This is a genomic window from Lysobacter sp. DMC97, from assembly GCF_056313745.1.
In genome coordinates this window covers 578,561-603,972 of record NZ_JBQUZR010000002.1, presented here as the reverse complement: position 1 = coordinate 603,972, position 25,412 = coordinate 578,561, and the positions used below count along the sequence as shown (strand labels likewise).

Annotated in this window: 27 protein-coding genes; 16 read left to right on the top strand and 11 right to left on the bottom strand. The window is 69.6% G+C overall.

Annotated features, from left to right (window positions below; genetic code table 11):
* Positions 1-54 precede the first annotated feature (54 nt).
* Entirely contained in the window at positions 55-507 is a 453-nt protein-coding gene (locus tag ACT53Q_RS05585) for a hypothetical protein (RefSeq protein WP_476185669.1), read from the bottom strand.
* Between the two features lie 4 nt (positions 508-511).
* Positions 512-1,873, bottom strand: coding sequence for a magnesium transporter (gene mgtE / locus ACT53Q_RS05580; protein WP_476185668.1), 1,362 nt, complete (start codon positions 1,871-1,873; stop codon positions 512-514).
* Between the two features lie 321 nt (positions 1,874-2,194).
* Here mgtE and ACT53Q_RS05575 point away from each other — a divergent pair, with 321 nt between their 5' ends.
* Positions 2,195-3,292 carry a DUF4238 domain-containing protein gene (locus tag ACT53Q_RS05575; RefSeq protein ID WP_476185667.1) on the top strand — a complete coding sequence of 366 codons (1,098 nt, stop codon included), beginning with the start codon at positions 2,195-2,197 and terminating at the stop codon, positions 3,290-3,292.
* Between the two features lie 166 nt (positions 3,293-3,458).
* Here the strand turns inward: ACT53Q_RS05575 and ACT53Q_RS05570 are convergent, their stop codons facing one another.
* The 6 genes from ACT53Q_RS05570 to ACT53Q_RS05545 form a co-directional block, all read right to left on the bottom strand.
* Complete coding sequence (locus ACT53Q_RS05570; RefSeq protein WP_476185666.1) at positions 3,459-4,187, bottom strand: haloacid dehalogenase-like hydrolase; 729 nt, start codon at positions 4,185-4,187, stop codon at positions 3,459-3,461.
* Complete coding sequence (gene trpC, locus ACT53Q_RS05565; RefSeq protein ID WP_476185665.1) at positions 4,184-5,032, bottom strand: indole-3-glycerol phosphate synthase TrpC; 849 nt, start codon at positions 5,030-5,032, stop codon at positions 4,184-4,186. The genes ACT53Q_RS05570 and trpC overlap by 4 nt, the downstream gene beginning before the upstream one ends.
* Entirely contained in the window at positions 5,029-5,379 is a 351-nt protein-coding gene (locus ACT53Q_RS05560; protein WP_476185664.1) for an antibiotic biosynthesis monooxygenase family protein, read from the bottom strand. Before ACT53Q_RS05560 ends, trpC begins: the two co-directional genes overlap by 4 nt.
* 9 nt (positions 5,380-5,388) lie before the next feature.
* On the bottom strand, positions 5,389-6,420 hold the full coding sequence (gene trpD, locus ACT53Q_RS05555; RefSeq protein ID WP_476185663.1) for an anthranilate phosphoribosyltransferase: 1,032 nt from the start codon (positions 6,418-6,420) through the stop codon (positions 5,389-5,391).
* 37 nt (positions 6,421-6,457) lie between these two features.
* Positions 6,458-7,042, bottom strand: a complete 585-nt coding sequence (locus tag ACT53Q_RS05550; RefSeq protein WP_476185662.1) for an anthranilate synthase component II — start codon at positions 7,040-7,042, stop codon at positions 6,458-6,460.
* 98 nt (positions 7,043-7,140) lie between these two features.
* On the bottom strand, positions 7,141-8,730 hold the full coding sequence (locus ACT53Q_RS05545) for a metallopeptidase domain-containing protein (protein WP_476185661.1): 1,590 nt from the start codon (positions 8,728-8,730) through the stop codon (positions 7,141-7,143).
* A 124-nt stretch (positions 8,731-8,854) separates the two neighbouring features.
* On the opposite strand from ACT53Q_RS05545, the gene prmA reads away from it, so the two are divergent.
* From prmA to purD, 8 genes are all read left to right on the top strand, one after another.
* On the top strand, positions 8,855-9,781 hold the full coding sequence (gene prmA / locus ACT53Q_RS05540) for a 50S ribosomal protein L11 methyltransferase (protein WP_476185660.1): 927 nt from the start codon (positions 8,855-8,857) through the stop codon (positions 9,779-9,781).
* 24 nt (positions 9,782-9,805) lie between these two features.
* Positions 9,806-10,648, top strand: a complete 843-nt coding sequence (locus tag ACT53Q_RS05535; protein ID WP_476185659.1) for a DUF3426 domain-containing protein — start codon at positions 9,806-9,808, stop codon at positions 10,646-10,648.
* Positions 10,649-10,979: 331 nt separating this feature from the next.
* On the top strand, positions 10,980-11,249 hold the full coding sequence (gene fis, locus ACT53Q_RS05530) for a DNA-binding transcriptional regulator Fis (RefSeq protein WP_476172061.1): 270 nt from the start codon (positions 10,980-10,982) through the stop codon (positions 11,247-11,249).
* A 77-nt stretch (positions 11,250-11,326) separates the two neighbouring features.
* The gene (gene purH / locus ACT53Q_RS05525; RefSeq protein ID WP_476185658.1) at positions 11,327-12,916 is read left to right on the top strand and encodes a bifunctional phosphoribosylaminoimidazolecarboxamide formyltransferase/IMP cyclohydrolase; all 1,590 of its coding nucleotides are present in this window, start codon (positions 11,327-11,329) and stop codon (positions 12,914-12,916) included.
* An 85-nt stretch (positions 12,917-13,001) separates the two neighbouring features.
* Positions 13,002-13,547 carry a hypothetical protein gene (locus ACT53Q_RS05520; RefSeq protein ID WP_476185657.1) on the top strand — a complete coding sequence of 182 codons (546 nt, stop codon included), beginning with the start codon at positions 13,002-13,004 and terminating at the stop codon, positions 13,545-13,547.
* 112 nt (positions 13,548-13,659) lie between these two features.
* Positions 13,660-14,508, top strand: coding sequence for a hypothetical protein (locus ACT53Q_RS05515; RefSeq protein WP_476185656.1), 849 nt, complete (start codon positions 13,660-13,662; stop codon positions 14,506-14,508).
* 222 nt (positions 14,509-14,730) lie between these two features.
* Positions 14,731-14,886, top strand: a complete 156-nt coding sequence (locus ACT53Q_RS05510; RefSeq protein WP_476185655.1) for a hypothetical protein — start codon at positions 14,731-14,733, stop codon at positions 14,884-14,886.
* A gap of 13 nt (positions 14,887-14,899) precedes the next feature.
* Positions 14,900-16,189 carry a phosphoribosylamine--glycine ligase gene (gene purD, locus ACT53Q_RS05505; protein WP_476185654.1) on the top strand — a complete coding sequence of 430 codons (1,290 nt, stop codon included), beginning with the start codon at positions 14,900-14,902 and terminating at the stop codon, positions 16,187-16,189.
* A gap of 1 nt (position 16,190) precedes the next feature.
* Here purD and ACT53Q_RS05500 read toward each other — a convergent pair whose 3' ends face one another.
* The 3 genes from ACT53Q_RS05500 to ACT53Q_RS05490 form a co-directional block, all read right to left on the bottom strand.
* Positions 16,191-16,667, bottom strand: a complete 477-nt coding sequence (locus ACT53Q_RS05500; RefSeq protein WP_476185653.1) for a macro domain-containing protein — start codon at positions 16,665-16,667, stop codon at positions 16,191-16,193.
* A gap of 8 nt (positions 16,668-16,675) precedes the next feature.
* Entirely contained in the window at positions 16,676-17,077 is a 402-nt protein-coding gene (locus ACT53Q_RS05495) for a helix-turn-helix domain-containing protein (RefSeq protein WP_476172056.1), read from the bottom strand.
* A gap of 131 nt (positions 17,078-17,208) precedes the next feature.
* Complete coding sequence (locus ACT53Q_RS05490) at positions 17,209-17,601, bottom strand: helix-turn-helix domain-containing protein (RefSeq protein ID WP_476185652.1); 393 nt, start codon at positions 17,599-17,601, stop codon at positions 17,209-17,211.
* A gap of 105 nt (positions 17,602-17,706) precedes the next feature.
* On the opposite strand from ACT53Q_RS05490, the gene ACT53Q_RS05485 reads away from it, so the two are divergent.
* The 7 genes from ACT53Q_RS05485 (at position 17,707) to ACT53Q_RS05455 (ending at position 25,279) form a co-directional block, all read left to right on the top strand.
* On the top strand, positions 17,707-19,848 hold the full coding sequence (locus ACT53Q_RS05485) for a hypothetical protein (RefSeq protein ID WP_476185651.1): 2,142 nt from the start codon (positions 17,707-17,709) through the stop codon (positions 19,846-19,848).
* 67 nt (positions 19,849-19,915) lie between these two features.
* Positions 19,916-21,841, top strand: a complete 1,926-nt coding sequence (locus ACT53Q_RS05480) for an MFS transporter (protein WP_476185650.1) — start codon at positions 19,916-19,918, stop codon at positions 21,839-21,841.
* A gap of 134 nt (positions 21,842-21,975) precedes the next feature.
* Positions 21,976-22,290 carry a CD225/dispanin family protein gene (locus tag ACT53Q_RS05475; protein WP_476185649.1) on the top strand — a complete coding sequence of 105 codons (315 nt, stop codon included), beginning with the start codon at positions 21,976-21,978 and terminating at the stop codon, positions 22,288-22,290.
* A gap of 7 nt (positions 22,291-22,297) precedes the next feature.
* Positions 22,298-22,711: a DUF2752 domain-containing protein gene (locus tag ACT53Q_RS05470; RefSeq protein WP_476185648.1), complete on the top strand. Its 414-nt coding sequence runs from the start codon at positions 22,298-22,300 to the stop codon at positions 22,709-22,711.
* A 34-nt stretch (positions 22,712-22,745) separates the two neighbouring features.
* The gene (locus tag ACT53Q_RS05465) at positions 22,746-23,036 is read left to right on the top strand and encodes a CD225/dispanin family protein (protein ID WP_476185647.1); all 291 of its coding nucleotides are present in this window, start codon (positions 22,746-22,748) and stop codon (positions 23,034-23,036) included.
* 76 nt (positions 23,037-23,112) lie between these two features.
* Complete coding sequence (locus ACT53Q_RS05460) at positions 23,113-23,778, top strand: hypothetical protein (protein ID WP_476185646.1); 666 nt, start codon at positions 23,113-23,115, stop codon at positions 23,776-23,778.
* 223 nt (positions 23,779-24,001) lie between these two features.
* Positions 24,002-25,279: a M12 family metallo-peptidase gene (locus tag ACT53Q_RS05455; protein WP_476185645.1), complete on the top strand. Its 1,278-nt coding sequence runs from the start codon at positions 24,002-24,004 to the stop codon at positions 25,277-25,279.
* Positions 25,280-25,412: the final 133 nt, after the last annotated feature.

Genomic DNA, 25,412 nt, shown 5'->3' with positions numbered 1-25,412 from the left:
CCGAAAACGTATGCAGACCCGCCGCGGTCGCTGCTGCAACGCAGCACGATGCGGTCACGCCGCGGGCCAGCGCTCCGGCAGCGACAGCCCGTCGCGCGCGTCGTCCCACGCCAGCGACGCGATGCGCCAGCCGTCGGGCGTCGACACGCACTGCAGGCTCTTCACGCCGCGCACGTCGAAGGCGACGCCGTCGTGGCGACCGACCTTGCGATACAGGCTCCAGCGATGCACGACATGGCCCGTGCGCCGGGTCCGTGCATCGAGTTCCCATTCGTCGAAATCGACGAGCGCGCCGCCGGTGAGGATCGCGCGCCGGGTCTCGATGAAGCGGGTGACATCGAATACCTCGGGCACCGGCCCGACCGCCTTCATGATGAGCGCTTCGGGCAGGAACACCTCGCGCAGCGTGTCCACGGGCGGCAGCGCGCCATCGCGCGTGCGGAACGCCGCGTAGAGACGCGCGACGAGCGTGTCGATGGCGACATCGTCGACGTCTGGCGTACCCATGCCGTCAGTGCAGCAGGATCAAGGTCGCGAGGCCGAGGAAGGACAGGAAGCCCATCACGTCGGTCACGGTGGTCAGGATCACGCCGCCGGCGAGTGCGGGATCGAAGCCCAGCCGCTTCACCGTCACCGGCACGAACACGCCGCCCAGCGCGGCCGCGGTGAAGTTGATCGTCAGCGCGAGGCCGATCACCAGCGACAGTTTCCAGTCGCCGAACCACAGCAGCACGATCAGCGCCAGCAGCAGGCCGATGCCGACGCCGTTGATGATCGCGATGCGCACTTCCTTCCACACCAGCGCGCCGACGTTCGTCGCACCGATCTGCCCGAGCGCGAGGCCGCGCACCATCAGTGCCAGCACCTGCGTGCCCGCGTTGCCGCCCATGCCGGCGACGATCGGCATCAGCACCGCCAGCGAGACGAGGTGCGCGATCGTGGCCTGGAACTGGCTGACCACCGATGCGGCGAGGAATGCCGTCGCGAGGTTGATCGTCAGCCACAGCATGCGCCGGCGGAACGCGCGCCGCACCGGCGAGAACAGGTCTTCCTCTTCGTTCAGGCCGGCCGCGGACATCACCTGGTGCTCGGCCTGGTAGCGGATGATGTCCACCACGTCGTCGATGGTGATGCGGCCGAGCAGCACGTTGTTGTCGTCGACCACCGGCGCGCTGATCCAGTCGTGGTCGGAGAACATCCGCGCGACTTCGTCGGCGGTCTCGTCCACGCCGATCGCCGGCTGCTCGTCGTCGACCAGCTGGTTCACCGGCGTGTTGGCGTCGCGGGTCAACAGCGACTGCAGCGCGATGCGGCCGAGGTACTGGTGGCGGCGGCTGACGACGTACAGGTGGTCGGTGTGCTCGGGCAGCTCGCCGCGCAGGCGCAGGTAGCGCAGAACGACATCCACGGTGGTGTCGGCGCGCACCGTCACCACGTCGGGATTCATCAGGCGGCCCGCGGTGTCCTCGTCGTAGGACAGCACCTGCTCCAGGCGCTCGCGGTTCTCGCGGTCCATCGACTTCAGGACCTCGTCGATCACCGTGTCCGGCAGGTCCTCGACCAGGTCCGCGAGGTCGTCGATGTCGAGATCCTCGACCGCGGCGACCAGTTCGTCCGGGTCCATCTCCGCGATCAGGCCCTCGCGGACCTCCTCGCCGACGTGGACCAGCACCTCGCCGTCGTCCTCGGGATCGACGAGGCCCCAGACGACTTCGCGCTTGCCCGGCGGCAGCGATTCGAGGAGGTTGCCGATCTCGGCCGGCGACAGCGTGTTGACCAGCCGCCGCACGGGGCCCAGGCGCCCGCTGTCGAGCGCGTCCGAAAGCAGACGCAGCTGACGCGCGGTCTTGTCGTGGCGGATGGTCTCGGCCATGCGAAGGGTTCCGGAGGCGGAAGGCGCACCCTTCGAGGCGGGGCCACGACGGCGCGACGGGCTATCTGTCCATGGCGCGCATTATCCCCCCTGATCGCGGCCCTGCCCACCCCCTGGCCCGTCAGCAAGCCGGAGACGCCCATATCGAGGCACGGCGCTAGGCCATCTATGAACGCGGCCGAGGGAATCATGCACGCTGATCGCGTCGTTTTCGGCCAACCAGCTGTCATAGCAGGACACCGCCGGCGGCATTGACTATCACACAGGAGCATCGACAGACTCTTTGCATCCGCGAGAGTGCGGCGCTGATCGGAGCGTGATGTGAGCGCGGTGACGAAGAACCAGCACTACGTTCCCCAGTTCCTGCTGAGGAATTTCGCAACCCGCCGAGGACGAACGTATCGTATTCACGTCTTCGACCCGATGCGTGATGTCCTGCGCTGCAATCAGAACGTATCGGACGTATGCGCCCAAAACTATTTCTACGACGATGACAACTGGGTAGAGAAGTTTCTCGAAGCCAATGTGGAAACACCAGCAGCTACAGAGATCCTTGCCATACGCTCGGATGAGTGCCTGACATCTCCTTTCCCGAGCAGATCCATAACTCGCTTCATCGCAGTGCAATTAGCAAGAACGGCGGTGGCGGCAAAGCAGTCGCTGGCAACGGCAAATGCGCTTATCGGGACCATGTCGAAGGAGCTGCTCCGACTGAACGGCTTCGACGAGGCCACTCCTCCGAAAGTCCGAATGGTGCTGGCCGATCCGAAAGTGCATCACTCGCGATTAGCACTCTCTGGTTGTGCCGCGTGGATCCTTATCAAGGATCTGCGCCAGCATCTTGTGATAAACGAGACGGAGCGCGACTTCCTGATCTCCGACAATCCTGTTGTGCAGAGCAACTTATATCTAGGTGCACAACCCATTCCTCATGCGGCATCCATGTCTGCCGCCGGGGCGCAGTTATTTCTACCACTATCCACTCGTCATTTGCTTTGCCTTTACGACGGCAGCGTCTACAAGTACGGCAACAAACATTCCCACGTCTCCAAAATCATGCAGGAAGAAACAGTCTTAGCCATCAATCTTCTTCAAGCGCGAAACCAGCCGGGGGCGCTTATGTTTAATGACAAAAACGACGGCGAAGCGGTGCACCGAATGGCAAAAGCGTGGAGCCACAGACCCTTGTGGACGCAGCAAAGCTTCATATCTCCGACCATGCCGATCGGAAACGGGCAATTAAGAAGCGTCCATATGGTCGCAAAAATGCAAGCGGCGCCGCATATCCAACTGCCATTTTTTAAAATCAAAAAAAGTGCCCGTCGTCGCGCTGTAGTGCTGGAGGACCGCAATCCGGAAGCCATTGCAGCCTTCGACAGGCTGATGGCGGAAAGCAACGGCGGTCAGCTGCAGGAATGACACGTCATGCCGAAAGGTGGCTCGATGACGAAAATCAAGTCTTCACGAGGCCCTGCACAGGCATCATGCTTACGCTGATCTCACGATGAGCGGACTTCATGATCCATGGCTGCTCCTGACCGCAGCCAGCTAAATAAGGGCATCTGCGGCTCCCGGCTTTGAACGATCAGCCCATTGGGTCATCCCCGCCCCGCCCCGGGCAGCCCCAGTTGAGGATCTGGGTGCCGGGCGGCAGCACGCGGCGGAACATCGCGACGCGCTGCGGTTTCGGATTGACGACGACGGGCTGCTTCGCGGCCTGCAGCAGCGGCAGGTCGGCGCTGCTGTCGGTGTAGGCGGCGGCGACGGGCGCGGTGAAGCCGGCCTCGCGCAGCATCGTCATCTTCATGCGGTAGTGGCAATGACGCAGCGCGCCGATCGCACCGAACTTCGGGCCTACGATCGTGCCGATGACCGGCAGATCCTCGTGCGCGACGAAGGCGAGGATCGCGCGGGCCAGTTCGGGCGGCGCGCCGGTGGCGACGACGACATGGTCGCCGGCTTCGCGATGCAGGCGCAGCACTTCGAGCGCAATCGGCAACAGCCGCGCGCGGATGGCATCGGCATGCGCGGCGACGTAGCGGTCGGTCGCGAGGTTGAAGTCCGCCGTGGTGCGCATGCCCAGCGTGCCGACCCAGACGAACGCGGAGATGCCGCGGCGGCGCGTGGGCATCCACGCGACCATCGGCCCGGCGATCGGCGCGATCAGCAGCGCCAGCGCCTTGCGCCACCAGTCGCGCTCGATCAGCCACTTGAACAGGTGGCTGCCGGAATCGCCGTCGTACAGCGTGTGGTCGAAGTCGAAGACCACCAGCGGCGCGTCGGCCGCCGGTGTCGCGTAGGCCGATGTGTTCATGCCGGGAAGAACAGTTTCTTCAGCGCCGCACCCGGGTCCGTCTCGCGCATGAAGGATTCGCCGACGAGATAGGCCTCGATGCCCGCGGCCAGCAGCCAGTCGACGTCGTCGCGCGTGCCGATGCCGCTCTCGGTGACGAGGATGCGGTCCGCGGGCACGGCGTACTTCAGCGACAGCGTGGTCGCCAGTGACACCTCGAACGTGCGAAGGTTGCGGTTGTTCACGCCGATCAGCGGCACGCGGCCGCGGATCGGGGGCAGGCGCAGCGCGCGCTGCAGTTCGGCGGCGTCGTGCACTTCGACCAGCACGTCGAGGCCGACGCCGACCGCTTCGCGATACAGCGCATCGAGCTGCGCGTCGTCGAGCGCGGAGACGATCAGCAGGATGCAGTCGGCGCCGAGCACGCGCGCCTCGACGACCTGGTACGGATCGATCGTGAAGTCCTTGCGCAACACCGGCAGCGTGCACGCGGCGCGCGCCTGCTGCAGGTAGGCGTCTGCGCCCTGGAAGAAGTCGATGTCGGTCAGCACCGACAGGCAGGCGGCGCCACCGGCTTCGTAGCTGGCGGCGATCGCGGCGGGGTCGAAATCCTCGCGGATCACGCCCTTCGACGGGCTGGCCTTCTTCACCTCGGCGATGACCGCGGGCAGGCCGGCGTCGCGCTTCGCGATGATCGCGGCCACGAACCCGCGCACGGGCGGCGCATCGGCCAGGCGCGCGCGCAGCGCGTCCAGCGGCACGCGCGCGCTGCGCTCGGCGACTTCCTCGGCCTTGCGGTCGAGGATGCGTTGCAGGATGTCCGCGCGTCGCGTGTCGGCGGTGGGGGCGGTGGCGTCGTTGCTCATGGCGTTGTCTTCGCGAACCAGTCGTAGGCGCGTTCGACCTTGGCGACGCGCGTGATGTAGCGGGTGTACCAGTCGCTGCGGCCGCGGTTGCGGGTCGCCGCGTGTTCGGCCTGGTGCTTCCAGGCAAGGATGTCGTGCTCGCTGCGCCAGTAGCTGATCGTGATGCCGACGCCGTCGGCGCCGCGCACCGATTCCACGCCGAGATAGCCCGGCTGCTGCGCGGCAAGCTCCAGCATGCGCTCGGCGGCCTCGGCATAGCCGTCGGCATCGGCACCGTTGCGCAGCGAGGTGAACATCACCGCGTAGTACGGCGGTTCTGGCGTGTTCGCGAACGAGGTGGACGACATGGCGACGCCTCAGCCAGCCAGCTGCTGCGTGGCGGCGATGAAGTGTTCGAGCTTGGCACGGGCATCGCCGCTGGCGATCGCCGCGCGCGCGGCCTCGATGCCGTGCGCGATGCTGTCGGCGACGCCGGCCACGAACAGCGCGGCGCCGGCGTTGAGGCAGACGATGTCGCGCGGCAGGCCGGGCTTGTTTTCCAGCGCCTGCAGCAGCATCGCCTTCGACTCGACCGCGTCCTCCACCCGCAGGTTGCGGCTGGCGGCCATCGCGATGCCGTAGTCCTCGGGATGCACTTCGTATTCGCGGACGACACCGTCGCGCAGTTCGCCGACCAGCGTGGCCGCGCCCAGCGAGAGTTCGTCCATGCCGTCACGGCCCCACACCACCAGCGCGCGCTTCGCGCCCAGTTCCTGCAGCACGCGCGCCTGGATGCCGACGAGGTCGGGATGGAACACGCCCATCAGGATGTTCGGCGCGCCAGCGGGGTTGGTCAGCGGGCCGAGGATGTTGAAGATCGTGCGCACGCCCATTTCGCGACGCACCGGTGCCACGACCTTCATCGCCGGGTGGTGCACCGGCGCGAACATGAAGCCGATCCCGGTGGTCTCGATGCAGGCTGCGACCTGTTCGGGCTGGAGTTCGATCCGCGCGCCCAGGGCTTCGAGCACGTCGGCGCTGCCGGACTTCGACGACACGCTGCGGTTGCCGTGCTTGGCGACCTTCGCGCCCGCGGCGGCGACCACGAACATGCTGGCGGTGGAGATGTTGAACGTGTGCGCGCCGTCGCCGCCGGTGCCGACGATGTCGACCAGCCGGTCGCGTTCGCGCACGTCGACGCGGTGGGAGAATTCTCGGAGTACCGACGCCGCGGCGGCGATCTCGCCCACCGTTTCCTTCTTCACGCGCAGGCCGGTGAGGATCGCCGCGACCATCGACGGCGAGACTTCGCCGCGCATGATCTGGCGCATCAGGTCGACCATTTCGTCGTGGAAGATCTCGCGGTGCTCGATGGTCCGCTGCAGGGCTTGCTGGGGCGTGATCGACATGGGGATTCGGAAGATCGGAAGGCGGCGCGGACCGCGCTCAGGCGGCGCGCGCGAGGAAGTTCTTCAGCAGCGCGTGGCCGTGCTCGGTGAGGATGGACTCGGGATGGAACTGCACGCCTTCGACCGGGTGGTCGCGATGGCGCAGGCCCATGATCTCCTCGACGCTGCCGTCGTCGTTCTCGGTCCAGGCGGTGACTTCCAGCGCCTCGGGCAGGGTGTGGCGGTCGACGACGAGCGAGTGGTAGCGCGTGGCCTCGTAACCGTCGGGCAGGCCGGCGAACACGCCCTTGCCTTCGTGATGGATGCGCGAGGTCTTGCCGTGCATGATCCGGCCGGCGCGGATGACGTCGCCGCCGTAGGCCTGGCCGATGCTCTGGTGGCCGAGGCACACGCCGAGGATGGGGATGCGGTCGCCGAGACGGCGGATCACGTCCACCGACACGCCGGCTTCGTTCGGCGTGCACGGGCCGGGCGAGATGACGATACCCGACGGCGCGAGCGCCTCGATCTCGTCGACCGTCAGCTCGTCGTTGCGGACCACCTTCACGTCGGCGCCCAGCGACTGGAAATACTGGACGAGGTTCCAGGTGAAACTGTCGTAGTTGTCGATCATCAGCAGCACGACAGCGTTCCTGCGTCGTCGGGGGGGATCGCCAATGTAGCAGGCCGCGGGCCGCGACGGGCCGCCTGCGCGGCCGCGCGCCCGGTGCCGGCGCGGGCTCAGCGCCGGTCGCGGGCGTCGTTCCCGGGATCCGAGGGGTCCGTCGTGTCAGCGTCGCGCAGGCGCGGCGCCTGCCGCACCGGAGGCGCATCCGAGGCCGGCAGCAACTGGCCCGGGGCCTTGCGCGGCAGCCGGCGCACGGTGACGTTGAAGCCCTCGGCGGTGGCGGCGTTCACCGTCACCCGGAACGAGTAGTCGGGCGCGGTCCAGGACTCGCCGACCTTGAACATGCTGCCTTCGTTGTTGGCGCGGTTGGCCGGCGGCGTGTCGGCATCGACGCTCCACGCCGGTTCGCCGCGCGAGGTGTCGACCGAATGGATGATCACGGCGTCGCCGGCCAGCTTGTTCTCGTAGTCGCCCCAGCGCTTGCGCACTTCGACGACGTAGTAGCGCGAGGGCGCGGCGGGATTGTTGAGCACCAGCATCTGCACGTTCTGCGAGCCGGTCAGGCTGGCGCGGTCGATCGCCACGGACGGGATCGCGCTGCCGACCGCCAGCGTGCGCTTGCGCGCGGCGACCACCCAGCCGAGGCGATCGCGGGAATACATGCCGATGTGCTTGGGCAGCGTGCCGTAGGTGGCGTTGGCGACCCCGTTGTTCCAGGTGTCGCTCATGTTGTCCCACGGGTTGTCGTAGGGATCGCTGTCCTTGTCGGAGTTGTTGGCGTGCGGCAGGCCGTAACCGTGGCCCATCTCGTGGCACAGCGGCGCGAGGTTGCCGAACGACCACGGCGGATTCCACGTCGTGCTCCAGCACTTGCTCACGCCGTCGAGCGCGGCGCACTGGCCACCGCCCCAGGCGTAGCCGTCGAGGTCGCCGTTGAACATCATGTTGATGCCCTGCACCCCGCCGTTCGCCGCGAAATTGACGTTGGCGTCGTGCGCGGCCACGCAGTCGGTGAAGAGTTGATTGAGGTTGGCCTTGTCCTTGCCGTTCGCGTCCTTGGTGACGTAGTAGCTGCGCGGCTGCGGCAGCGTGGCCCAGCCGTAGGCGCCGCTGCCGGTCAGGTTGATCTGGCCGTAGGAGACTTCCTGCCAGTAGTGGCCGAGCTGGCCCGGCGCGGTGCCGTACTGGCCGAGGAAGAAATCGCGGGTCTTCTGTTCGGTGGCGATGTCGCTGAACTTGCACATCAGCGTCACCCACACGGTGGTGCCGGTGATCTTGGACGGGAATTCGGCGCCTTTCGCCGGCGACAGGTCGCCCACCGGCACGATCGCGTCGATCACGCGCGCACCCGGCGCGCCGCCCTTGGTCGCGGCCGGCGCGGTGGACACCGCGACGCGCTTGCCGAACAGCGACGCCAGGTCGCCCGCGGCGCGTTGCGCCTGTGCGGCGTCCAGCGGATGGCGTACGCCGGCGTCGTCGACCAGCGCGACCTCGAACTTCGGCGCGGCGCCTGGCTTGCCGGAGGCCGGCGCGGCATCGCCCCAGACCAGCTCCAGCCGGCCGATCAGCGGCCCGGTGTCCGCCGCGGCGGCAGGCGCCCGGGTCCCGCGGCCGTCGAGCAGGCTGCCACGGGGCCCGGCCGAAACCTGGACGGACGCGAGCAGAACGAAGGCGATCGCGGCAAATGCGCGCAGACTGGGCATGGCGGGACTCCGCGTCGACGGTCGGCGGGATCGTAGCACCGGGGCGCGCGCGGGGCCGCGACGGAAGTCCCGTTCGCCGTCCGGTAAGCTGTCGGGAACCGCCGTTCGTCGACCTGCCGCCCCCATGCCCCATCTCGAACTGACCCTGCGCTGCCGCGAGGCGGACCAGCCACGCTACGAACACGCGCTGGAGGACGTGGGCGCGCTGGCGGTCACGCTGCTGGACGCCGAGGCCGAGACTCCAAACGAGCGCGCCATCCTCGAACCCGGCGTCGGCGAGATGCCGATCTGGGACGCGGTGTCGCTGTCGGCGCTGTTCGACGCCGACGCCGACCCGCTGGTGTTGCTGGCCGCCCTCGAATCGTTCGATCCCGCGCTGGACTGGACGAACGCCTCGTTCCGCAAGGTCGAGGACCAGGACTGGGTGCGGGCGTGGATGGACCAGTACGTGCCGCTGCACTTCGGCGAGCGCACCTGGATCGTGCCGTGGAACCATGCCCTGCCCGAAGGCGCCGACACGCCCGACGCGGCCGTGGTGCGGCTGGACCCCGGCCTCGCCTTCGGCTCCGGCACCCACCCGACCACCGCGCTGTGCCTGCGCTGGCTGGACGCGCTGGCGGCCGACGGCCTGCTGCCGGGCCGCACGGTGCTGGATTTCGGCTGCGGCAGCGGCATCCTCGCGCTCGCGGCGCTGAAGCTGGGCGCGGCGCAGGCGATCGGCGTCGACAACGATCCGCAGGCCATCCTCGCCACCGCCGACAACGCCGAGCGCAACGGCGTCGACGACCGCCTCGCGGTGCATCTGCCGCAGGACGCGCCGGCGGACACGTATCCGATCGTCGTCGCCAACATCCTCGCGTCCGCGCTCGATGCGCTGGCCGACCTGCTCGCCTCGCGGGTCGCACCGGGCGGACGGATCGCGCTGTCGGGCATCCTCGTCGGCCAGGAAGACGCGCTGCTGGTGCGCTACGGCGCGTGGTTCGACGATCTGCACGTCGCGCAGGACGGCGACTGGGTGCGCATCGACGGCGTGCGTCGCGCCGCGGCCTGACGGACGAACGGACAGGCAGGCGCGATGTTCATCAATTGCCCCTATTGCAAGGCGCTGGTGGCGACCGATCCGGTGACCGACCTCGCGCCGGTGCGCTGCCCGCACTGCGAAAGCCTGCTGCGACGCGATCCCGACGCGCCGGACGACGACGACGCGCAGCCGCCGCTCGACGTCGCCGCACTGCTGCGCGCGCCGATCGCGACGACGCCCGCCGAGCACACGACCGCAGGCATGGCAACGGCCACGAACACAACCGACGACGTGCCGGCCGAAGCGATCATCGTTCAGGCGCAAGCGCAAGCGCAGGCGCCGGCGCTCGCTGCGCCGACGCCCGTCGCACCGCCGGTGCGCGGCACGCGCCGCACGCCCAGCTTCGCGCACGGCCCCGCGCCGCGCACGGGCCCGCACGAACGCTGGCTGCCGGTCGCGATCGTCGCGCTGAGCCTCACCCTCGTGCTGCAGCTGCTGCTCGCCGATCGCGCGCGTCTCGCCGCCGACGCGCGCTGGCGGCCGCTGCTGGAAACGCTGTGCGGTGCGCTGCGCTGCGATCTTCCGCCGTGGCACGAACCGTCGGCGTTCACGCTGGTGCAGCGCGACATCCGCCAGGATTCCCGCCGGCCCGGCGCGCTGCGCGTGACCGCCACCTTCCGCAACGACGCGCGCTGGGCGCAGCCCTGGCCGCAGTTGCGACTGACCCTGACCGACGCCAACGGCCGCGCGTCCGGCGAACGCAGTTTCCGGGCCGAGGAATACCTCGGCGGGCCGCCCGAACAGGCGGCACTCGCCAGCGGCGAATCCGCGTCGGTGGCGATGGACATCCTCGAACCCGCGTCCGACATCGTCGGCTACGATTTCGCCTTCCGCTGAAACACCGCGCGCGATCGCACCGTCGCCGGCACGATTCCGGAACGATGCCGATGCGATCCCGCGCGCCGGCATCGACATCGCCTATACATGGATCGGACGTCGTGACGGACACGCCGCAAATCCCCGGCCGGAACGCGAAAACGTCCCGTTCGCGGACATGGCATCCGGCGCGCGCCATTCATCGGGAAGTCGTGCCGCCATCGGCCGATTCCGCCGTATTCACCATGGCGGCGCCCGGACGCCCACGCTAGACTCTGCGCCCCCTCCGCCCCGTGCGGGCGGGCCGGCCAGGGACGGGGCCGGCGCGCACCTCCTTTTCCGGATACCGTGCTTGAACGCCGAACGTCTCGACGCCGCCCATCGTCCCGCTCCGCAGCCGACGCTCCGTGACCACGTCGCGAAGGCGGTGCGCCGCTATCTCGGCGATCTCGACGGCGCGGACACCGAGAACCTGTACGAAGTCACGCTGCGCGAGTTCGAGATCCCGCTGTTCGCCGAAGTGCTGCGCCACTGCGACGGCAACCAGAGCCGCGCCGCGGCAATGCTGGGGATTCACCGCGGCACCCTGCGCAAGAAGCTGAAGGATTACGGGCTGGCCTGAACGGCCTGCCGGTCGGCCCCGGGGCCCGGGGTGGCACCCCGGTATAATCGCGGCCTCCCCGCCGCTCCTCCCCGCCCATGACCCGCCATCTCCCCGGCGCCCCGGTGACGCTCCGCCGCGCGCTGCTGTCCGTGTCCGACAAGACCGGCCTGATCGACCTCGCCCGTGCCCTCGCCGCCCGCGGCATCGAACTGATCTCCACCGGCGGCACCGCCAAGGCGATCCGCGACGCCGGCCTGCCGGTGCGCGACGTCAGCGACGTCACCGGCTTCCCGGAAATGATGGACGGCCGCGTGAAGACGCTGCATCCGATGGTGCACGGCGGCCTGCTCGGCCGCGCCGGCACCGACGACGCGGTGATGGCCGAACACGGCATCGGCGCGATCGACCTGCTGGTGCTCAACCTCTATCCGTTCGAGCGCGTCTGCGCGAATCCGGACAGCTCGATCGAAGAGATCATCGAGAACATCGACATCGGCGGCCCGGCGATGCTGCGCTCCGCGGCCAAGAACTACGCCCGCGTCGCCGTCGTCACCGATCCCGCGCAGTACGACGCGCTGCTCGCCGAACTCGACGCGAACGAAGGCGCGGTCACCGGCCGCACCCGCTTCGCGCTGTCGGTCGCCGCGTTCAACCGCGTCGCGCAGTACGACGCGTTCATCGGCAATTACCTGTCCGCGCTGCAGGACGATGGCGATCTCGCGCTGTTCCCGGCGCAGCAGAACAGCAACTTCGTGAAGGTGATGGACCTGCGCTACGGCGAGAACCCGCACCAGCACGCCGCGTTCTACCGCGACCTGTGGCCGGTGCCGGGCACGCTGGCGACGTTCGCGCAGCTGCAGGGCAAGGAGCTGAGCTACAACAACCTCGCCGACGCCGACGCCGCGTGGGAATGCGTGCGCCAGTTCGGCACCGCGACGCCGGCCTGCGTGATCGTCAAGCATGCGAATCCGTGCGGCGTGTCGGTCTCGGCCACCGCGCTCGAGGCGTACGAACACGCCTACGCCACCGACCCGACCTCGGCCTTCGGCGGCATCCTCGCGTTCAACGTGCCGGTCGACGGCGCGACGATGAAGACCATCCTCGACCGCCAGTTCGTCGAGGTGCTGATCGCGCCCGACTACGCCGACGAGGCGCTGGCGTACGCGAAGAAGAAGGCCAACGTGCGCGTGCTGCGCATCGCGCACGGCGACGGCCGCAACAACATGGACGTCAAGCGCGTCGGCTCCGGCCTGCTGATGCAGACCGCCGATATCCGCGAAGTGACCGCGGACGAACTGAAGGTGGTGACGAAGCGCGCGCCGACCGAGGCGCAGCTCGCCGACCTGCTGTTCGCCTGGCGCGTGGCGAAATTCGTGAAGTCGAACGCGATCGTCTATGCGAAGGACCTGCACACCGTCGGCGTCGGCGCCGGCCAGATGAGCCGCGTGTATTCCGCGCGCATCGCCGGCATCAAGGCCGACGACGCCGGCCTCGTCGTGCCCGGCTCGGTGATGGCCAGCGACGCCTTCTTCCCGTTCCGCGACGGCATCGACGCCGCGGCGCAGGCCGGCATCGCCGCCGTCATCCAGCCCGGCGGCTCGATGCGCGACCAGGAAGTGATCGACGCCGCCGACGCGCACGGCCTCGCCATGGTGTTCACCGGCGTGCGGCATTTCCGGCACTGAGCCGGCCGCCGCATCGCCCGCAACCAGCAAGCCAGCAGCAAGCCAGAAACCAGGAAGTTCCCCTTACCCCCACAGGAGTTCCCGCATGTCCAGCTTCCGCACCGTCGTCCTCGCCCTGCTCATGGCCTCCAGCGTCTGCACCGCGCATGCGCGGGACACCGCAAGCGCCGAAGACAAGGCGCAGCAGAAAAACGAGAAGTTCCTCGTCATGTTCGAAGGCATGTGCCCCCGGATGCTCAAGTCGCAGTTCGCGAAGAATCCGGACTTCGCCGAGCTGGGCACCGGGGTGGTCCAGAGCATCAGCGGCGACACCTGCGGCTGCTTCCTCGACGAGCTGCGCGCGCGCTCCCCGGCGGACGTCGACGCGCTGTTCAAGGAAAAGGCGCGGACCGCCGAGATCGAGACGATGGTCAGCCGCTGCGCCTTCCGCAGCATGAAGCCGCATGTCGCCAGCATGTGCCAGGAGCACGTGCGCGCATCCGGGATGGACGCCGCCGAGAGCGGGCCGGTATGCGACTGCGTGCAGACGCGCATCGGCGACGCCGACGACGCCACCGTGGCGCAGCTGATCGCCAAGGACGACGAGAGCGGTTTCGAAGCGCTGGTGAGCGCGTGCAAATCCACGAAATGATCCATGCAGGCCGGCGACAGCGCGCATGCCGTGACCGGCCATGCACGCTGTCGCGCGGTCCACGATGGCATCGATGCCGCGGCGCCGATCCACGATTCACGGGAGATCCCGCATGAAGCGACTGACCCTTTGCCTCGCCGTCGTCGCCACGACGACCTCCTTCGCCGCCGCATCCGCCACGCCGGCACCGCCCGCGCCGCGCCCGCCCTCCAGCCCGCTGACCACGCCGGCCGCCGGCATCGTCACCGACGCCGAAGTCCTGCGCCTGCTGCGCACGGTCTATCCCGGCGAAGCGGTGTCGCTGAAAAGCGAATGGCGGGCGAAGGACGAACATCGCCCCGAGGACGTGCCCTCGCCATCGGTGCGCACGGTGTGCGCGGACTCCGGCGTGCAGGTGCGCGGCCCGCGGCTGGTCGCGGTGTGCGCCAGCTTCGAGGACGCCGGCCACGCGCAGGCGGGCGAAGTCGATCTGTTCCAGTTGCTCGACCCGCGCGGTGGACAGACGCAGGCGCGCATCGGCGCACGCGAACGCAGTGTGCCCAGCGGCGGCTGGGGCTCGCCCGGCGACGTCAAACTGCTGGAAATCGGCAGCGGCCGCACCGCGTTCGCGCTCTCCAGCGCGTTCTCCAACATGGGCTGGACGACGGAAAGCGTGTCGCTGCACCAGGCCGACAGCGACCGCTTCGTCGAACGCCTGTCGTTCGGGACCCACCTCGACAACAGCGGCGACTGCGATCCCGACGGCGACCGCGGCTGCCGCGCCCGCTCGGTGTCGCTCGACTGCACCCTGCGCGTCGATCCGGCGAAGGCCGACCGCGGCTTCTACGCGCTCAGCATCGACGTGGCCGGCGAACGCGCGGGCCGCAAAGTCAAGCGCAACATCCCGACCACGTTCGACGGCACGCGGTATCGCACGGCCCCGCGCGTGCTGGTGCGGGACGGGTGCGATCAGGACGGGTGATGGTTTGCACGCGCAGGTTTCGCCTCCACCCTAACCGCCAGCAATCAAGACAAATGTTTCCACAAAATCTGATAAAGCACTGATAAAAATGACTTTTCTTTAAAATTTTGATTCCGGTACCGCCGCATCCCAAGCACAGCACAGTTATCCACAGGTTGTCCCATCTCGGGTCCACAGACAGTATCTGTATCGTGCTCGCAACTTTTTCGGCGAGCCATTTGCATGACCGAGAACCGCAAACTGATCAAGTCGAACTTTCGTGGCTTTCGTTCTGAGACGACCGAAAGCAACGAACGCCTGAAAATCTGGCTCAGATTCATCGGCGGACTTATCAGCGGACTCATCAGCATTTTGTCGGCCCTCATCTATTTCCACTGAAAAGAAAACGCCCATGAAACTCCTCGTCATCGGTTCCGGCGGCCGTGAACACGCCCTCGCCTGGAAGCTCGCGCAGTCGTCGCGGGTGGACGAAGTCCTGGTCGCGCCGGGCAACGCCGGCACGGCGACGGAGGCGAAGTGCCGCAACGTCGCGGTGAAGGCGACGGACCTCGACGGCCTCGTCGCGCTGGTGCGCGCCGAAGGCGTGGCGGTGACGGTGGTCGGGCCCGAGGCGCCGCTGGTCGCGGGCGTGGTCGATCGCTTCCGCGCCGAAGGCCTGCGCGTGTTCGGACCGACCGCGGCCGCGGCGCAGCTCGAAGGCAGCAAGGCGTTCGCGAAGGATTTCCTCGCGCGCCACGGCATCCCGACCGCGTACTACGCCGTGCATACCGACGTCGACGCCGCGCTCGCCTACATCCGCGAGAAAGGCGCACCGATCGTCGTGAAGGCCGACGGCCTGGCCGCGGGCAAGGGCGTGATCGTGGCGATGACGCAGGACGAAGCCGAGACCGCGGTGCGCGACATGCTGTCGGGCAACGCCTTCGGCGCCGCCGGCGCGCGCGTGGTGATTGAGGAATTCCTCGACGGCGAGGAAGCCAGCTTCATCTCGATGGTCGACGGCGTCACCGCGCTGCCGATGGCGACCTCGCAGGACCACAAGCGCGTGGGCGACGGCGACACCGGCCCCAACACCGGCGGCATGGGCGCGTATTCGCCCGCGCCGGTGGTCACGCCCGAGGTGCATGCGCGCGTGATGTGCGAGGTGGTCGAACCGACCGTGCGCGGCATGGCCGCCGACGGCGTGCCGTTCACCGGCTTCCTCTACGCGGGCCTGATGATCGACGCGGCCGGCGCGCCGAAGGTGATCGAATTCAACGTGCGTTTCGGCGACCCGGAAACGCAGCCGGTGATGCTGCGCCTCGACAGCGACCTGCTGGATCTGGTCGAAGCCGCGATCGACGGCCGCCTGCACGAGGTCGAGGCACGCTGGAGCCCGCAACCGTCCCTGGGCGTGGTGATGGCCGCGTCGCCCTATCCCGAGACGCCGCGCACCGGCGACGTCATCCACGGCCTCGACGCGCCGCAGCCGGTACACGCCAAGGTCTTCCACGCCGGCACCGCGCTGGACGACGCCGGCCGCGTGATCACCGCCGGCGGCCGCGTGCTGTGCGTCTGCGCCCGCGGCGACACCGTGGCCGACGCGCAGCGCGAGGCCTACGCCGCGCTGGCGAAGATCGGCTGGGACGGGGAATTCCACCGCAGCGACATCGGCTGGCGGGCGGTGGCGCGGGAACGGGGCTGAGTCACTTCGACGGACGGTAGCGGACAATGCGCGCGTCCGCTGTCGTGTCCACCGACGCGAATGCATCTTGCATCGTCGCCAGGGCGTCCGCTTCGCGGAATCCGCCGGAGCCTGCGCCGATGACGGGAAACGCGACCGACGCGAAACGCTGGGCCGCGACGATGTCCATTGCGGATCGCACCGAATCGCGGATCGAGCGTTCCGACGCGCGCCACAGCAGATCGATGCCGGCCACGTGGATGACGGCCTTGAACGGCAGCCGGCCGGCGGATGTCAGCCGGGCCTGTCCGAGCGGCAGCGGCCCGGTGCGGCCGATCTCGATGAAAGGCCTCAGGCCGCCGCGGCGCTTGATCGCCCCGGACACGCCCTGCGGCAGCAGCAGCCACCACGGGATGACGTTCCGGTTCCAGGCGTTGACGATGACCTCGACCGGCTGGTCGAGCAGATCGCCCTCGACGACCACCGGCACCGTCGGCACGGCGCGGCTCAGCGCTTCTTCGCCGCCTTCGCCGGCGCGTGCTGCTTCGACAGTTCCTCGATCAGGCTGCGCACGAGTTTGCGCTGCGAGGCCGGCAGCTTGAGGAAGGATTCGATGGCCAGCTGGTCGTGCGGGTTCATCCGCCACTCGCCGCGGGCCTCGCGGACGTGCTTGTCGTTGCCGTACTGCAGTTGCTGCGGCTCGATCGACAGCATCCGGGCCAGCGCGCGCATGTTGCCCTGCCGCGGCATGGCGCGTCCGTTGAGCCAGCCGGAAATGGCCTGCTGGGACACGGGTTCGCCGCCGAACCGGGCGAGCAGGCGCACCAGTTCGGCCGGGCTTTCGCTCATCCCGGCCTGACGCAGGGCGGCGCGCAGGCGTTCGCTGAAGGCGTCTTGTTCGGTTTTCATCCGCCGACCATAGGCCGGCGCGGCGCCCGGTGTGAAAAACGCGCTTGTCGATCAAATCCACAATATGTTGACGCAGCAACGCCACGCGCGCACGGAACCGCGTCCGCGCGCGCCGCGTGTCGGGCCGCGACTCAGGGCTTGCGCCCGCCGCCGGACCGGACGAATTCGTCGATGACCTGGCGCAGCAGCCGTCGCTGGGCCGGCGGCAACTGCAGGTAGGACTCGATGGCGAGCCGGTCGCGGGGATCGAGGCCACCTTCGCCCCGGCCCTCGCGCCCGCGCCTGCCGTCGTCTCCGTACTGCAATTGCTGCGGTTCCAGCGACAGCATCTTCGCCAGTGCCCTCAGATTGGCCTGCCTTGGCATCGCGCGACCCCTCAACCAGCCGGAGACGGCTTGCTGCGAGACCGGCTCGCCGCCGAAGCGGGCGAGCAGGCGGACCAGTTCGACGGGGCTCTCGCCGAGCCCCGCCCGTTGCAACGCAGCGCGCAGCCGTTCGCTGAACGCGATCTGTTCATTGTTCATCACCCGACGTCGGGCCGGTGCACGCCGGCAGTGGAAAGATGTGGTTTGTACCTTATCAAACTTTTTGTTAGCGTGCGCCACCATCAGGACCACGGAGGGAAGCGGATGCGCACGATCGACGACGCCACGGCCGCGACCTCGTCCACGACACCCTGCTCCGCGACGGCACGCCCCGCGACGCCCTGCCCGACACCGCCGGCCGCCGTCGAAACATCGCCGCCGCTGGCCGCCACGCTGGAATACGCCGCACGCACGCTGGTCGCCGAACTGGAGCTGCCGTCGACGCGGCCGTCCACGCCGCGCGCGTGCATGCGGCTGTCGCCCGCTGGCGCGGAGCTGCTGCGCTGGTGGTGCGCGGACGCGGTGTGTCGCGCGCGCGCGGCGAACTTCAACACCGCGCAGCGGCAGGCGCTGGTGCATCTGCTGCTGGCGCACGAGATCCTGCGCAGCGACGACGCCGACACGTTGCGCGATCGCGCCTGCGGTCCGGCGGCGACGGCACCCGCACCGCCGCCGCTGCAGGCCGCGCATCACGTGCTGCGGCTGGCGCCGGGCTGCGGGCTGCGCTGGGTGGCGCAGGCGCTGGTGGTCTGGCGCTGGGCCTGCGCCGCCGACGAGGACGACGCCCGCGTCCGCATCGTCCTGACCGCGGCCACGCCGGGCATCTCGCGGCGCCTGCGTGCCGCGCTGTCGGCCGACGCGGACGCGAGCCTGCGCCGCCATGCGCGGCTGTTCCTGCCGCCGGGCCGGCGCGCAGCATTCTTCGACTGGCTGGCGCGCGCCTTCGGCGGCCGCGATCCGGCGCTGCGGGTGCAGGACGCATCGGCCACGAAGACGCCTCCGTCGCCCGGGCTGCTGAGCGTCGTCGCGGAGACGCGCGGCGCATCGGGCCATCTCCGCTCGCGCGTGCGCGTGGACCTGTGCACGACCGCGTGCGCGGGGCCCGAGCCGCTGACCGACATCGACGCCGCCCGCACCATCCGCCGCGGCGCCTGCAAGCTGCCGGTGCTGGTCGCGGTGCCGGTGTCGGGATCGCCGCTGCCGGAGACGCCGCCGCGGCATCCCGGGCGGCGTCCGCGGCTCGGTCGCGTGCATCGCGCGCAACTCGACGCCGGCCTGCGCGAACTGGCGGCGCGCGACGCCGCGTTCGTCGCGCTGGATCCCGCGCGGCGACCGCGGATCGCCATCCTCTGCGATGCGGAGATCGTCCGGCGGGCAGTCCGGTGCCGGTTGCGCGAGGCCGGATTCACCGACGAGGCCCTCGCGATCGCCGGCGACGCCCCCGTGGCCGACGGCGTGCGCGCGGTGTTCGACACCCTGCCGCCGCGGGCCACACTGGCCGATGCGCGGATCTGCGTCGTCGTGGCGCTGCGGACGCAGCGCGGCGAAGCGACGCTCGCCGCCGTCCTGCCGTCGGTGGGCGCGCCGCTGCTGTGGCCGGAACCCGACTTCGCCGAACTGCGCGCCGACAGCCTCGAACGGGCGGCGCGCGGGCGGCCGCCGCGGCACCGGATGGACGTGCTGGCGCTCGTCGACGATCCGCGCTGCCGCAGCGATCACGACGCCCTGCCCCATGCGCCGCCGCCCGAGGCGGACACGCCATCCACCGACGACGTCTTCGTCGCCGGCCTGCGCGACGGCGCGGGGCGGGATCCGGCATTGCCGCCGGACTGCGACGCGGGCCCGGACGCGGTGCCGGAACGCCTCGGCGACGTGCCGTTCCGGCTGCTGCGGGCGCGGCGTTCGATGCCGGTGACGAAGGCCGTGCACACCCACGCGCCCTGCGACGACCGCGACGGCGGCCTGCGCGCGGCCTTCCTGGCCTGCGCCGAGGCCGATCCGGCGATCGAACGCCACGATCTGATCGACCCGCGTCGCCACGCGGTGCATGCGCACGAGGCGCTGCTGGCGCGCACGCTGGCCGCGGGCGGCTGGCCGGATGCGCTGGTGCGCACGGCGACGCACGTGTACCTCGTGACCTTCCTGCCGTTCTGCCCGGCCGCCCCGCTGACGCCGACGGCGGCGGAACGGGCACTGGCGCGCTGGCTGCGCCACGTCGACGCCCTGCCGCCGATGCGTCGCGACGCACGCCGCTGGCGGCGTGCGGTGGTGCCGGCGCCGCTGTTCTGGTCGTGGAAACGCAGCGGCGGCCGGCTGTCCGAGCTACTGGCGACGCTGGCGGACACCGCCGGTACACCCGCGATGCCGGTGCCGGCCCGCAGCGCGATACCCGCGCCAGCCCCCTGAACCCCGTCGCGCATCTCTGCTAGGCTCGGCCGACCTTGCCGGCTGCGGCCGGCCCCGCGGAGCGCGCATGGCCCACCATCAGTTCGACCTGCTGCGGCAGCGCCGTTTCCTGCCGTTCTTCTCGGTGCAGTCGCTGGGCGCGTTCCTCGACAACGTGTACCGCCAGGGCATCATCGGCCTGCTGATCTGGCTGGGCGTGAGCACCGAGGAGAAGACGCTCTACGCCAACCTCGCACCGGCGCTGTTCATCCTGCCGTTCTTCCTGTTCTCGGCCATCGCCGGGCAGATCGCGGAAAAGCTGGAGAAATCGCGGCTGATCCGCATCACCACGGTCATGGGCATCGCGGTGATGGCGGTCGCGGCGGTGGGCTTCCTGCTCAAGAGCCTGCCGCTGCTGCTGGTGGCGCTGTTCTTCCTCGGCGTGCATTCCACGCTGTTCGGGCCGGTGAAGTACTCGATCCTGCCGTCGGTGCTCAAACCCGAGGAACTGACCGGCGGCAACGGCCTGGTCGAGATGGGCACCTCGCTGTCGATCCTGGTCGGCATGATCGTGGGCGGGCTGATCTTCCAGCTGGCCGACACCCACGGCCCGCAGGTCGCGGCCACGGCGGTGCTGCTGATCGCGTTCGCGGCCTATTTCGCCAGCCGCGCGGTGCCGCCCTGCGATGCCGGCGCGCCGGACCTGAAGATCCAGTGGAACCCGATCCCCGAGTCGCTGCGGATGCTCGCGCTCACCCGCAAGCAGCTGGCGGTGCGCAACTCGGTGCTGGGCGTGTCGTGGTTCTGGTTCGTGGGCACGGTGCTGACGTCGCAGCTGCCGGCGTACGCCGAACTGCACCTCGGCGGCGGCAACCACCAGTCGCTGTACATCTTCGCGCTGGCGCTGTTCTCCATCGGCACCGGCGTGGGCTCGGTGCTGTGCGAGCGGCTGTCGGGCCGCGTGGTCGAGATCGGCCTGGTGCCGCTGGGCGCGTTCGGCATGAGCGCGTTCCTGTTCGACCTGTACTTCGCGCGCAGCGGGCTGTCGCCGGTGACGGACCTCGGCGTGGCCGAGTTCCTGCGCCAGCCGGGCAGTTGGCGGATCGCGATGGACCTCACCGGCGTGGGCCTGTTCACCGGCCTGTTCGTGGTGCCGCTGTTCGCGCTGATCCAGAGCCGCACGCCGCGCAGCGAGCTGTCGCGGGTGATTGCCGGCGTCAACATCCAGAACGCGATCTTCATCGTGATGGCCGCTGGCGTCGGCGTGGCGCTGCAGATGAAGTCGCTGGCGATCGGCGGCACGGTGCTGCCGATGCCGGGGCTGAGCATCCCGCAAGTGTTCCTCGGGCTGGCGATCGCCAACACGCTGGTGGCGCTGTGGATCTTCACGATCGTGCCCGAGTTCTTCATGCGCTTCCTCAGCTGGGTGCTGGTGCGCACGCTGTACCGGCTGCGGCTGCACGGCATCGAAAGGCACATCCCCGACGAGGGCCCGGCGCTGATCGTGTGCAACCACGTGACCTACATGGATGCGCTGGTGCTGTCGGCCAGCATCCCGCGGCCGATCCGCTTCGTCATGTACTACAAGATCTTCAACATCCCGGTGATGCGCTGGATCTTCCGCACCGCGAAGGCGATCCCGATCGCCGGCGCGAAGGAGGACCTGGAGCTGATGCGGCGGGCGTTCGACGAGATCGACGCCGCGCTGGCCGACGGCCAGCTGGTGGGCATCTTCCCCGAGGGCGGGCTGACGCGCGATGGCGGCATCGCGCCGTTCAAGGCCGGCGTGGAGAAGGTGCTGGCGCGGCGCCCGGTGCCGGTGGTGCCGATGGCGCTGAAGAACATGTGGACCAGCATGTGGAGCAAGCGCGACGGCCGCCTCGCGCGCATGCGCGTGCCGCGCCGCTTCCGCGCCCACGTCGAAGTGGTGGCCAGCGAACCGGTCGACGGCCGCGAGGCCGGCGCCGCGATGCTGGAAGCCCGGGTGCGCGCGCTGCGCGGCGACGCCGCCTGAGGTCCTGCGGCCACGGGGCCGGCGATCGGCCGATTGCGCCCCGCGGCGGAATCGGCACAATGCAGGGAGCGACACGCGGCGACCGCCCCGGGGAAACGGGCGGCGCCCTCCCACCATCCCCGAGGAGCTCCCGCATGAACATTTCCGCCGCCCCCGGCAGCGTGCCCAACCATCTGGCCTGGGCGATCATCGCGACCGTGCTGGCGACCTGCCTGTGCTGCCCGCTGGGTCTGCTGGGCATCGTCGCCATCGTCCAGTCCAACAAGGTCAACACGCTGCTGAACCAGGGCGACCTGGAAGGCGCCCGCCGCGCTTCCGATTCCGCCAAGACGTGGTGCATCGTCGCCAGCGCGCTGGCCGGCATCGGCCTGCTGTTCAACATCGGCTGGTTCGCGATGGGCGGCGTGGCGTCGTACATGGACACGATGCAGAAGCTGCAGGGCGGCTGAGCCTGCGATGCAGTCGCTGAGATCCGGCGACCGGTATGTCCTGGCGGCGGCCGCCTTCGCGGCCGCCGTCGGCGTCTGGCTGCTGCTGCGCTACGACCCCAACGCCGTCGGGAATTTCTTCCCGAAGTGCATCTTCCACGAGACGACGGGCTACTGGTGCATCGGCTGCGGCCTGACCCGCGCGCTGCATGCGCTGGTGCACGGTGACGTCGCCCGTGCCTTCTCGATGAATCCGCTGGCGATGCTGGTGCTGCCGCTGATGCCGCTGATGCTGCTGCACGAGCGCGGCGTGCGTCCGGCGCTGCTGCAACCGCTGATGTCGGTGGTGATGACGCCGAAGCTGTGGCTGATCCTGCTGCCGGCCTACTGGATCGCCCGCAACCTGCCGTGGTGGCCGTTCACGCTGCTCGCGCCGGGCTGAGGCCCCGTCACCCGCATTTCCGACGAGAACCGCCATGTCCACGCCCCGCATCCCGCCTCGCGGCGAATACATCCCCAACCAGATGGCGTGGGCGATCCTGACCACGCTGTTCTGCTGCCTGCCGCTGGGGATCGTGTCGATCGTGTATGCGGCGCAGGTCGACGGCAAGCGCGCGGCGGGCGACATCGAAGGCGCGCGGAGCGCGTCGGACAAGGCGCGTTTCTGGGCCATCGCGTCGGCCGTGTCGGTGTTCATCCTGATCGCGCTGTGGATCCTGTTGTTCGGCGGCCTGGCGATGCTGGGCGCGCTGTCCGCCGATCGCTGAGCGGTCGCCCGCGCACATCCGACGGCAGACGATGGCCTCGGCGTTCCGTTCATCGGGCGGCTGCCACACTCCGGCGATGCCGTCCCTCGCCCGTCGCCTCGCCCTCCCCGCCGCGCTCGTGTTCGTGTTCGTCGGCGGACTGTCGGTCCCCGTCTGGACGCCCCCGGCGCAGGCCCAGGAGACGCGCCTCAACCGCTGCGAAGGCCCCGCGGGCAACACCATCTACACCGACCGCCCCTGCGACAGCCTGGGCGCGACCGCGCGCGTGGTCCGCGGCGTGCCGGCCCCCGCGGGTGCGGGCCCGTATCGCAGCGGCTGCGCACGCACGCTGCCCGCGCTGACGGCCGCGATCACCGCCGCGATCGACGCCCACGACGTCAACGGCCTGGCCTCGGTGTACCACTGGGTCGGCCAGAACGCCGAAAGCGGCGATCGCATCCTCGCCCAGTTGCAGGCGATCGCGGACCGTCCGCTGATCGACATCGCGGTGCTGCGCGCGCTGCCGCGCCCCGCGGAGCAGGACGGCAGCCCCGGCGGTCCGCCTGCGGACGGCGCCGGACCGCTCCCGCCCGTGGCCGTGCCCGCGGCGGAAGCCACTCCGGGCGATGCGCCGGCGCCTGCCCCCCGCCGCGCCGTCGCCACCGGCCTGCGCCTGGAGCAGACGCTGAAGAACGGCAGCACGCCGTCGCGCACGGTCTTCGGCCTGCGCCGCTACCTCGAATGCTGGTGGATCGTGCTCTGAGCACGGCGACAGGCACACCGGGCCGGCCCTGTCCGCAAACGCACTGAGACGGCGTTAGCGATATACGCAGGCGCATGTCGCGGCGCAGCTTGCGCGCGCGGTCGCGACATGCCCACGATGCCGATGGCACATCGTCCGGGCGTTTCCACACATCCCAAGCACCCGACGCCGCAAGCCGCCCGGACGTGGCGGTCGTCGGGAAGACACCAAGGAGAGGTTGCTCATGAAGCGTTCCACCAAGCATGCCGCGCTCGGCGCGATGACCGTGCTCGCCACCGCGTTCGGCGCCCAAGCCGCGCCGCTGTTCACCTCGCTCAAGGCCGCCCCGGCCGGGCTCGTGGCCGACGCCAGCTACCGCGCGCTGGTCACCGATCGCGCCACGGTCTCGGTGCAGCTCGTGCAGGCCGATGCCAGCCAGATCGACGCCAAGCGCAGCACGCTGCAGCTGGGCCTCGGCGATGCCGGCACCGTCTACCTGCAGAACGGCTATCGCAATCCGGATGGCACCCAGGTGTGGTACGGCACGATCGGCCACGACTTCGGCGGCATCGGCGCGATCGCGGCCAAGGCCACCGGCGAGATCGCCAACGATCCGAACAATTCGGTGATGATCGTCCGCAACGGCGACAAGCTCACCGGCACGATCCGCAAGAACGGCGAGCTGTACTCGCTGCAGCCGCTGAGCTCCGGCGGCCACGCCATCGTCCGCATCGACGAGTCGAAGATGCCGGTGGACCATCCGGCCGCCGCCTACGCGAAGATCTACCGCGAGTCGCAGTACAGCGGCCGCCTGCTGCGCCGCCAGATCGCCGCCTCCGACGCCAACGGCTCGATCGCGAAGGCCAACGCCATCATCCGCGTGCTGGTCGCCTACACGCCGTCCGCCGCGGCCGCCAGCGGCGACATCGTCGGCAAGATCACCCTCGCCGTCGCCGAGACCAACCAGGGTTACGTCAACAGCGGCGTCGCGATCACGATGCAGCTCGCGGGCACGGTGGCGACCACGTACACCGAGTCGGGCAACTTCACCACCGACCTGACCCGCTTCCGCGGCACCGCCGACGGCTACATGGACTCGATCCACACCACCCGCAACAGCACCGCCGCGGACGTGGGCGTGCTGATCATCAACAACAGCTCCGCCTGCGGCCTGGCGTCGGGCATCGGTTCCACCGCCACCACCGCGTTCGCGGCCGTGCACTACAGCTGCGCGACGGGCTACTTCTCGTTCGGGCACGAGATCGGCCACCTGCAGTCGGCGCGCCACGATCCCGCCACCGACCCGACCACCACGCCGTACGCCTACGGCCACGGCTACCGTTCGCCGACCAACGCCTGGCGCACGATCATGGCCTACGACTGCCCGGTCAGCTGCACCCGCATCAACTACTGGTCCAACCCCGCCAAGACCTACGGCGGCCAGGCCATGGGCACCACCGCGGTCAGCCACAACCAGCGCGTGCTGAACAACACCGCGGCCACGGTCGCGGCCTTCCGCTGAGGCGGAACGCACCACCCGCGCCAGGAAACGGGGCCTTCGGGCCCCGTTTCCGTTCGAGCCCCCGCGCCCCCGCTGCCAGAGCGTGTCATGCACTTTTCCATGTACCGCGTTGCGCCCCCGGGCCACCGCATCG

Bases quoted from the DNA above. Each gene is read 5' to 3' on its own strand.
- ACT53Q_RS05585 (WP_476185669.1), bottom strand. From the start codon at position 507: ATGGGTACGCCAGACGTCGACGATGTCGCCATCGACACGCTCGTCGCG.
- mgtE (WP_476185668.1), bottom strand. From the start codon at position 1,873: ATGGCCGAGACCATCCGCCACGACAAGACCGCGCGTCAGCTGCGTCTG.
- ACT53Q_RS05570 (WP_476185666.1), bottom strand. From the start codon at position 4,187: ATGAACACATCGGCCTACGCGACACCGGCGGCCGACGCGCCGCTGGTG.
- trpC (WP_476185665.1), bottom strand. From the start codon at position 5,032: ATGAGCAACGACGCCACCGCCCCCACCGCCGACACGCGACGCGCGGAC.
- ACT53Q_RS05560 (WP_476185664.1), bottom strand. From the start codon at position 5,379: ATGTCGTCCACCTCGTTCGCGAACACGCCAGAACCGCCGTACTACGCG.
- trpD (WP_476185663.1), bottom strand. From the start codon at position 6,420: ATGTCGATCACGCCCCAGCAAGCCCTGCAGCGGACCATCGAGCACCGC.
- ACT53Q_RS05545 (WP_476185661.1), bottom strand. From the start codon at position 8,730: ATGCCCAGTCTGCGCGCATTTGCCGCGATCGCCTTCGTTCTGCTCGCG.
- prmA (WP_476185660.1), top strand. From the start codon at position 8,855: ATGCCCCATCTCGAACTGACCCTGCGCTGCCGCGAGGCGGACCAGCCA.
- ACT53Q_RS05535 (WP_476185659.1), top strand. From the start codon at position 9,806: ATGTTCATCAATTGCCCCTATTGCAAGGCGCTGGTGGCGACCGATCCG.
- purH (WP_476185658.1), top strand. From the start codon at position 11,327: ATGACCCGCCATCTCCCCGGCGCCCCGGTGACGCTCCGCCGCGCGCTG.
- ACT53Q_RS05520 (WP_476185657.1), top strand. From the start codon at position 13,002: ATGTCCAGCTTCCGCACCGTCGTCCTCGCCCTGCTCATGGCCTCCAGC.
- ACT53Q_RS05515 (WP_476185656.1), top strand. From the start codon at position 13,660: ATGAAGCGACTGACCCTTTGCCTCGCCGTCGTCGCCACGACGACCTCC.
- ACT53Q_RS05510 (WP_476185655.1), top strand. From the start codon at position 14,731: ATGACCGAGAACCGCAAACTGATCAAGTCGAACTTTCGTGGCTTTCGT.
- purD (WP_476185654.1), top strand. From the start codon at position 14,900: ATGAAACTCCTCGTCATCGGTTCCGGCGGCCGTGAACACGCCCTCGCC.
- ACT53Q_RS05495 (WP_476172056.1), bottom strand. From the start codon at position 17,077: ATGAAAACCGAACAAGACGCCTTCAGCGAACGCCTGCGCGCCGCCCTG.
- ACT53Q_RS05490 (WP_476185652.1), bottom strand. From the start codon at position 17,601: ATGAACAATGAACAGATCGCGTTCAGCGAACGGCTGCGCGCTGCGTTG.
- ACT53Q_RS05485 (WP_476185651.1), top strand. From the start codon at position 17,707: ATGCGCACGATCGACGACGCCACGGCCGCGACCTCGTCCACGACACCC.
- ACT53Q_RS05480 (WP_476185650.1), top strand. From the start codon at position 19,916: ATGGCCCACCATCAGTTCGACCTGCTGCGGCAGCGCCGTTTCCTGCCG.
- ACT53Q_RS05475 (WP_476185649.1), top strand. From the start codon at position 21,976: ATGAACATTTCCGCCGCCCCCGGCAGCGTGCCCAACCATCTGGCCTGG.
- ACT53Q_RS05470 (WP_476185648.1), top strand. From the start codon at position 22,298: ATGCAGTCGCTGAGATCCGGCGACCGGTATGTCCTGGCGGCGGCCGCC.
- ACT53Q_RS05465 (WP_476185647.1), top strand. From the start codon at position 22,746: ATGTCCACGCCCCGCATCCCGCCTCGCGGCGAATACATCCCCAACCAG.
- ACT53Q_RS05460 (WP_476185646.1), top strand. From the start codon at position 23,113: ATGCCGTCCCTCGCCCGTCGCCTCGCCCTCCCCGCCGCGCTCGTGTTC.
- ACT53Q_RS05455 (WP_476185645.1), top strand. From the start codon at position 24,002: ATGAAGCGTTCCACCAAGCATGCCGCGCTCGGCGCGATGACCGTGCTC.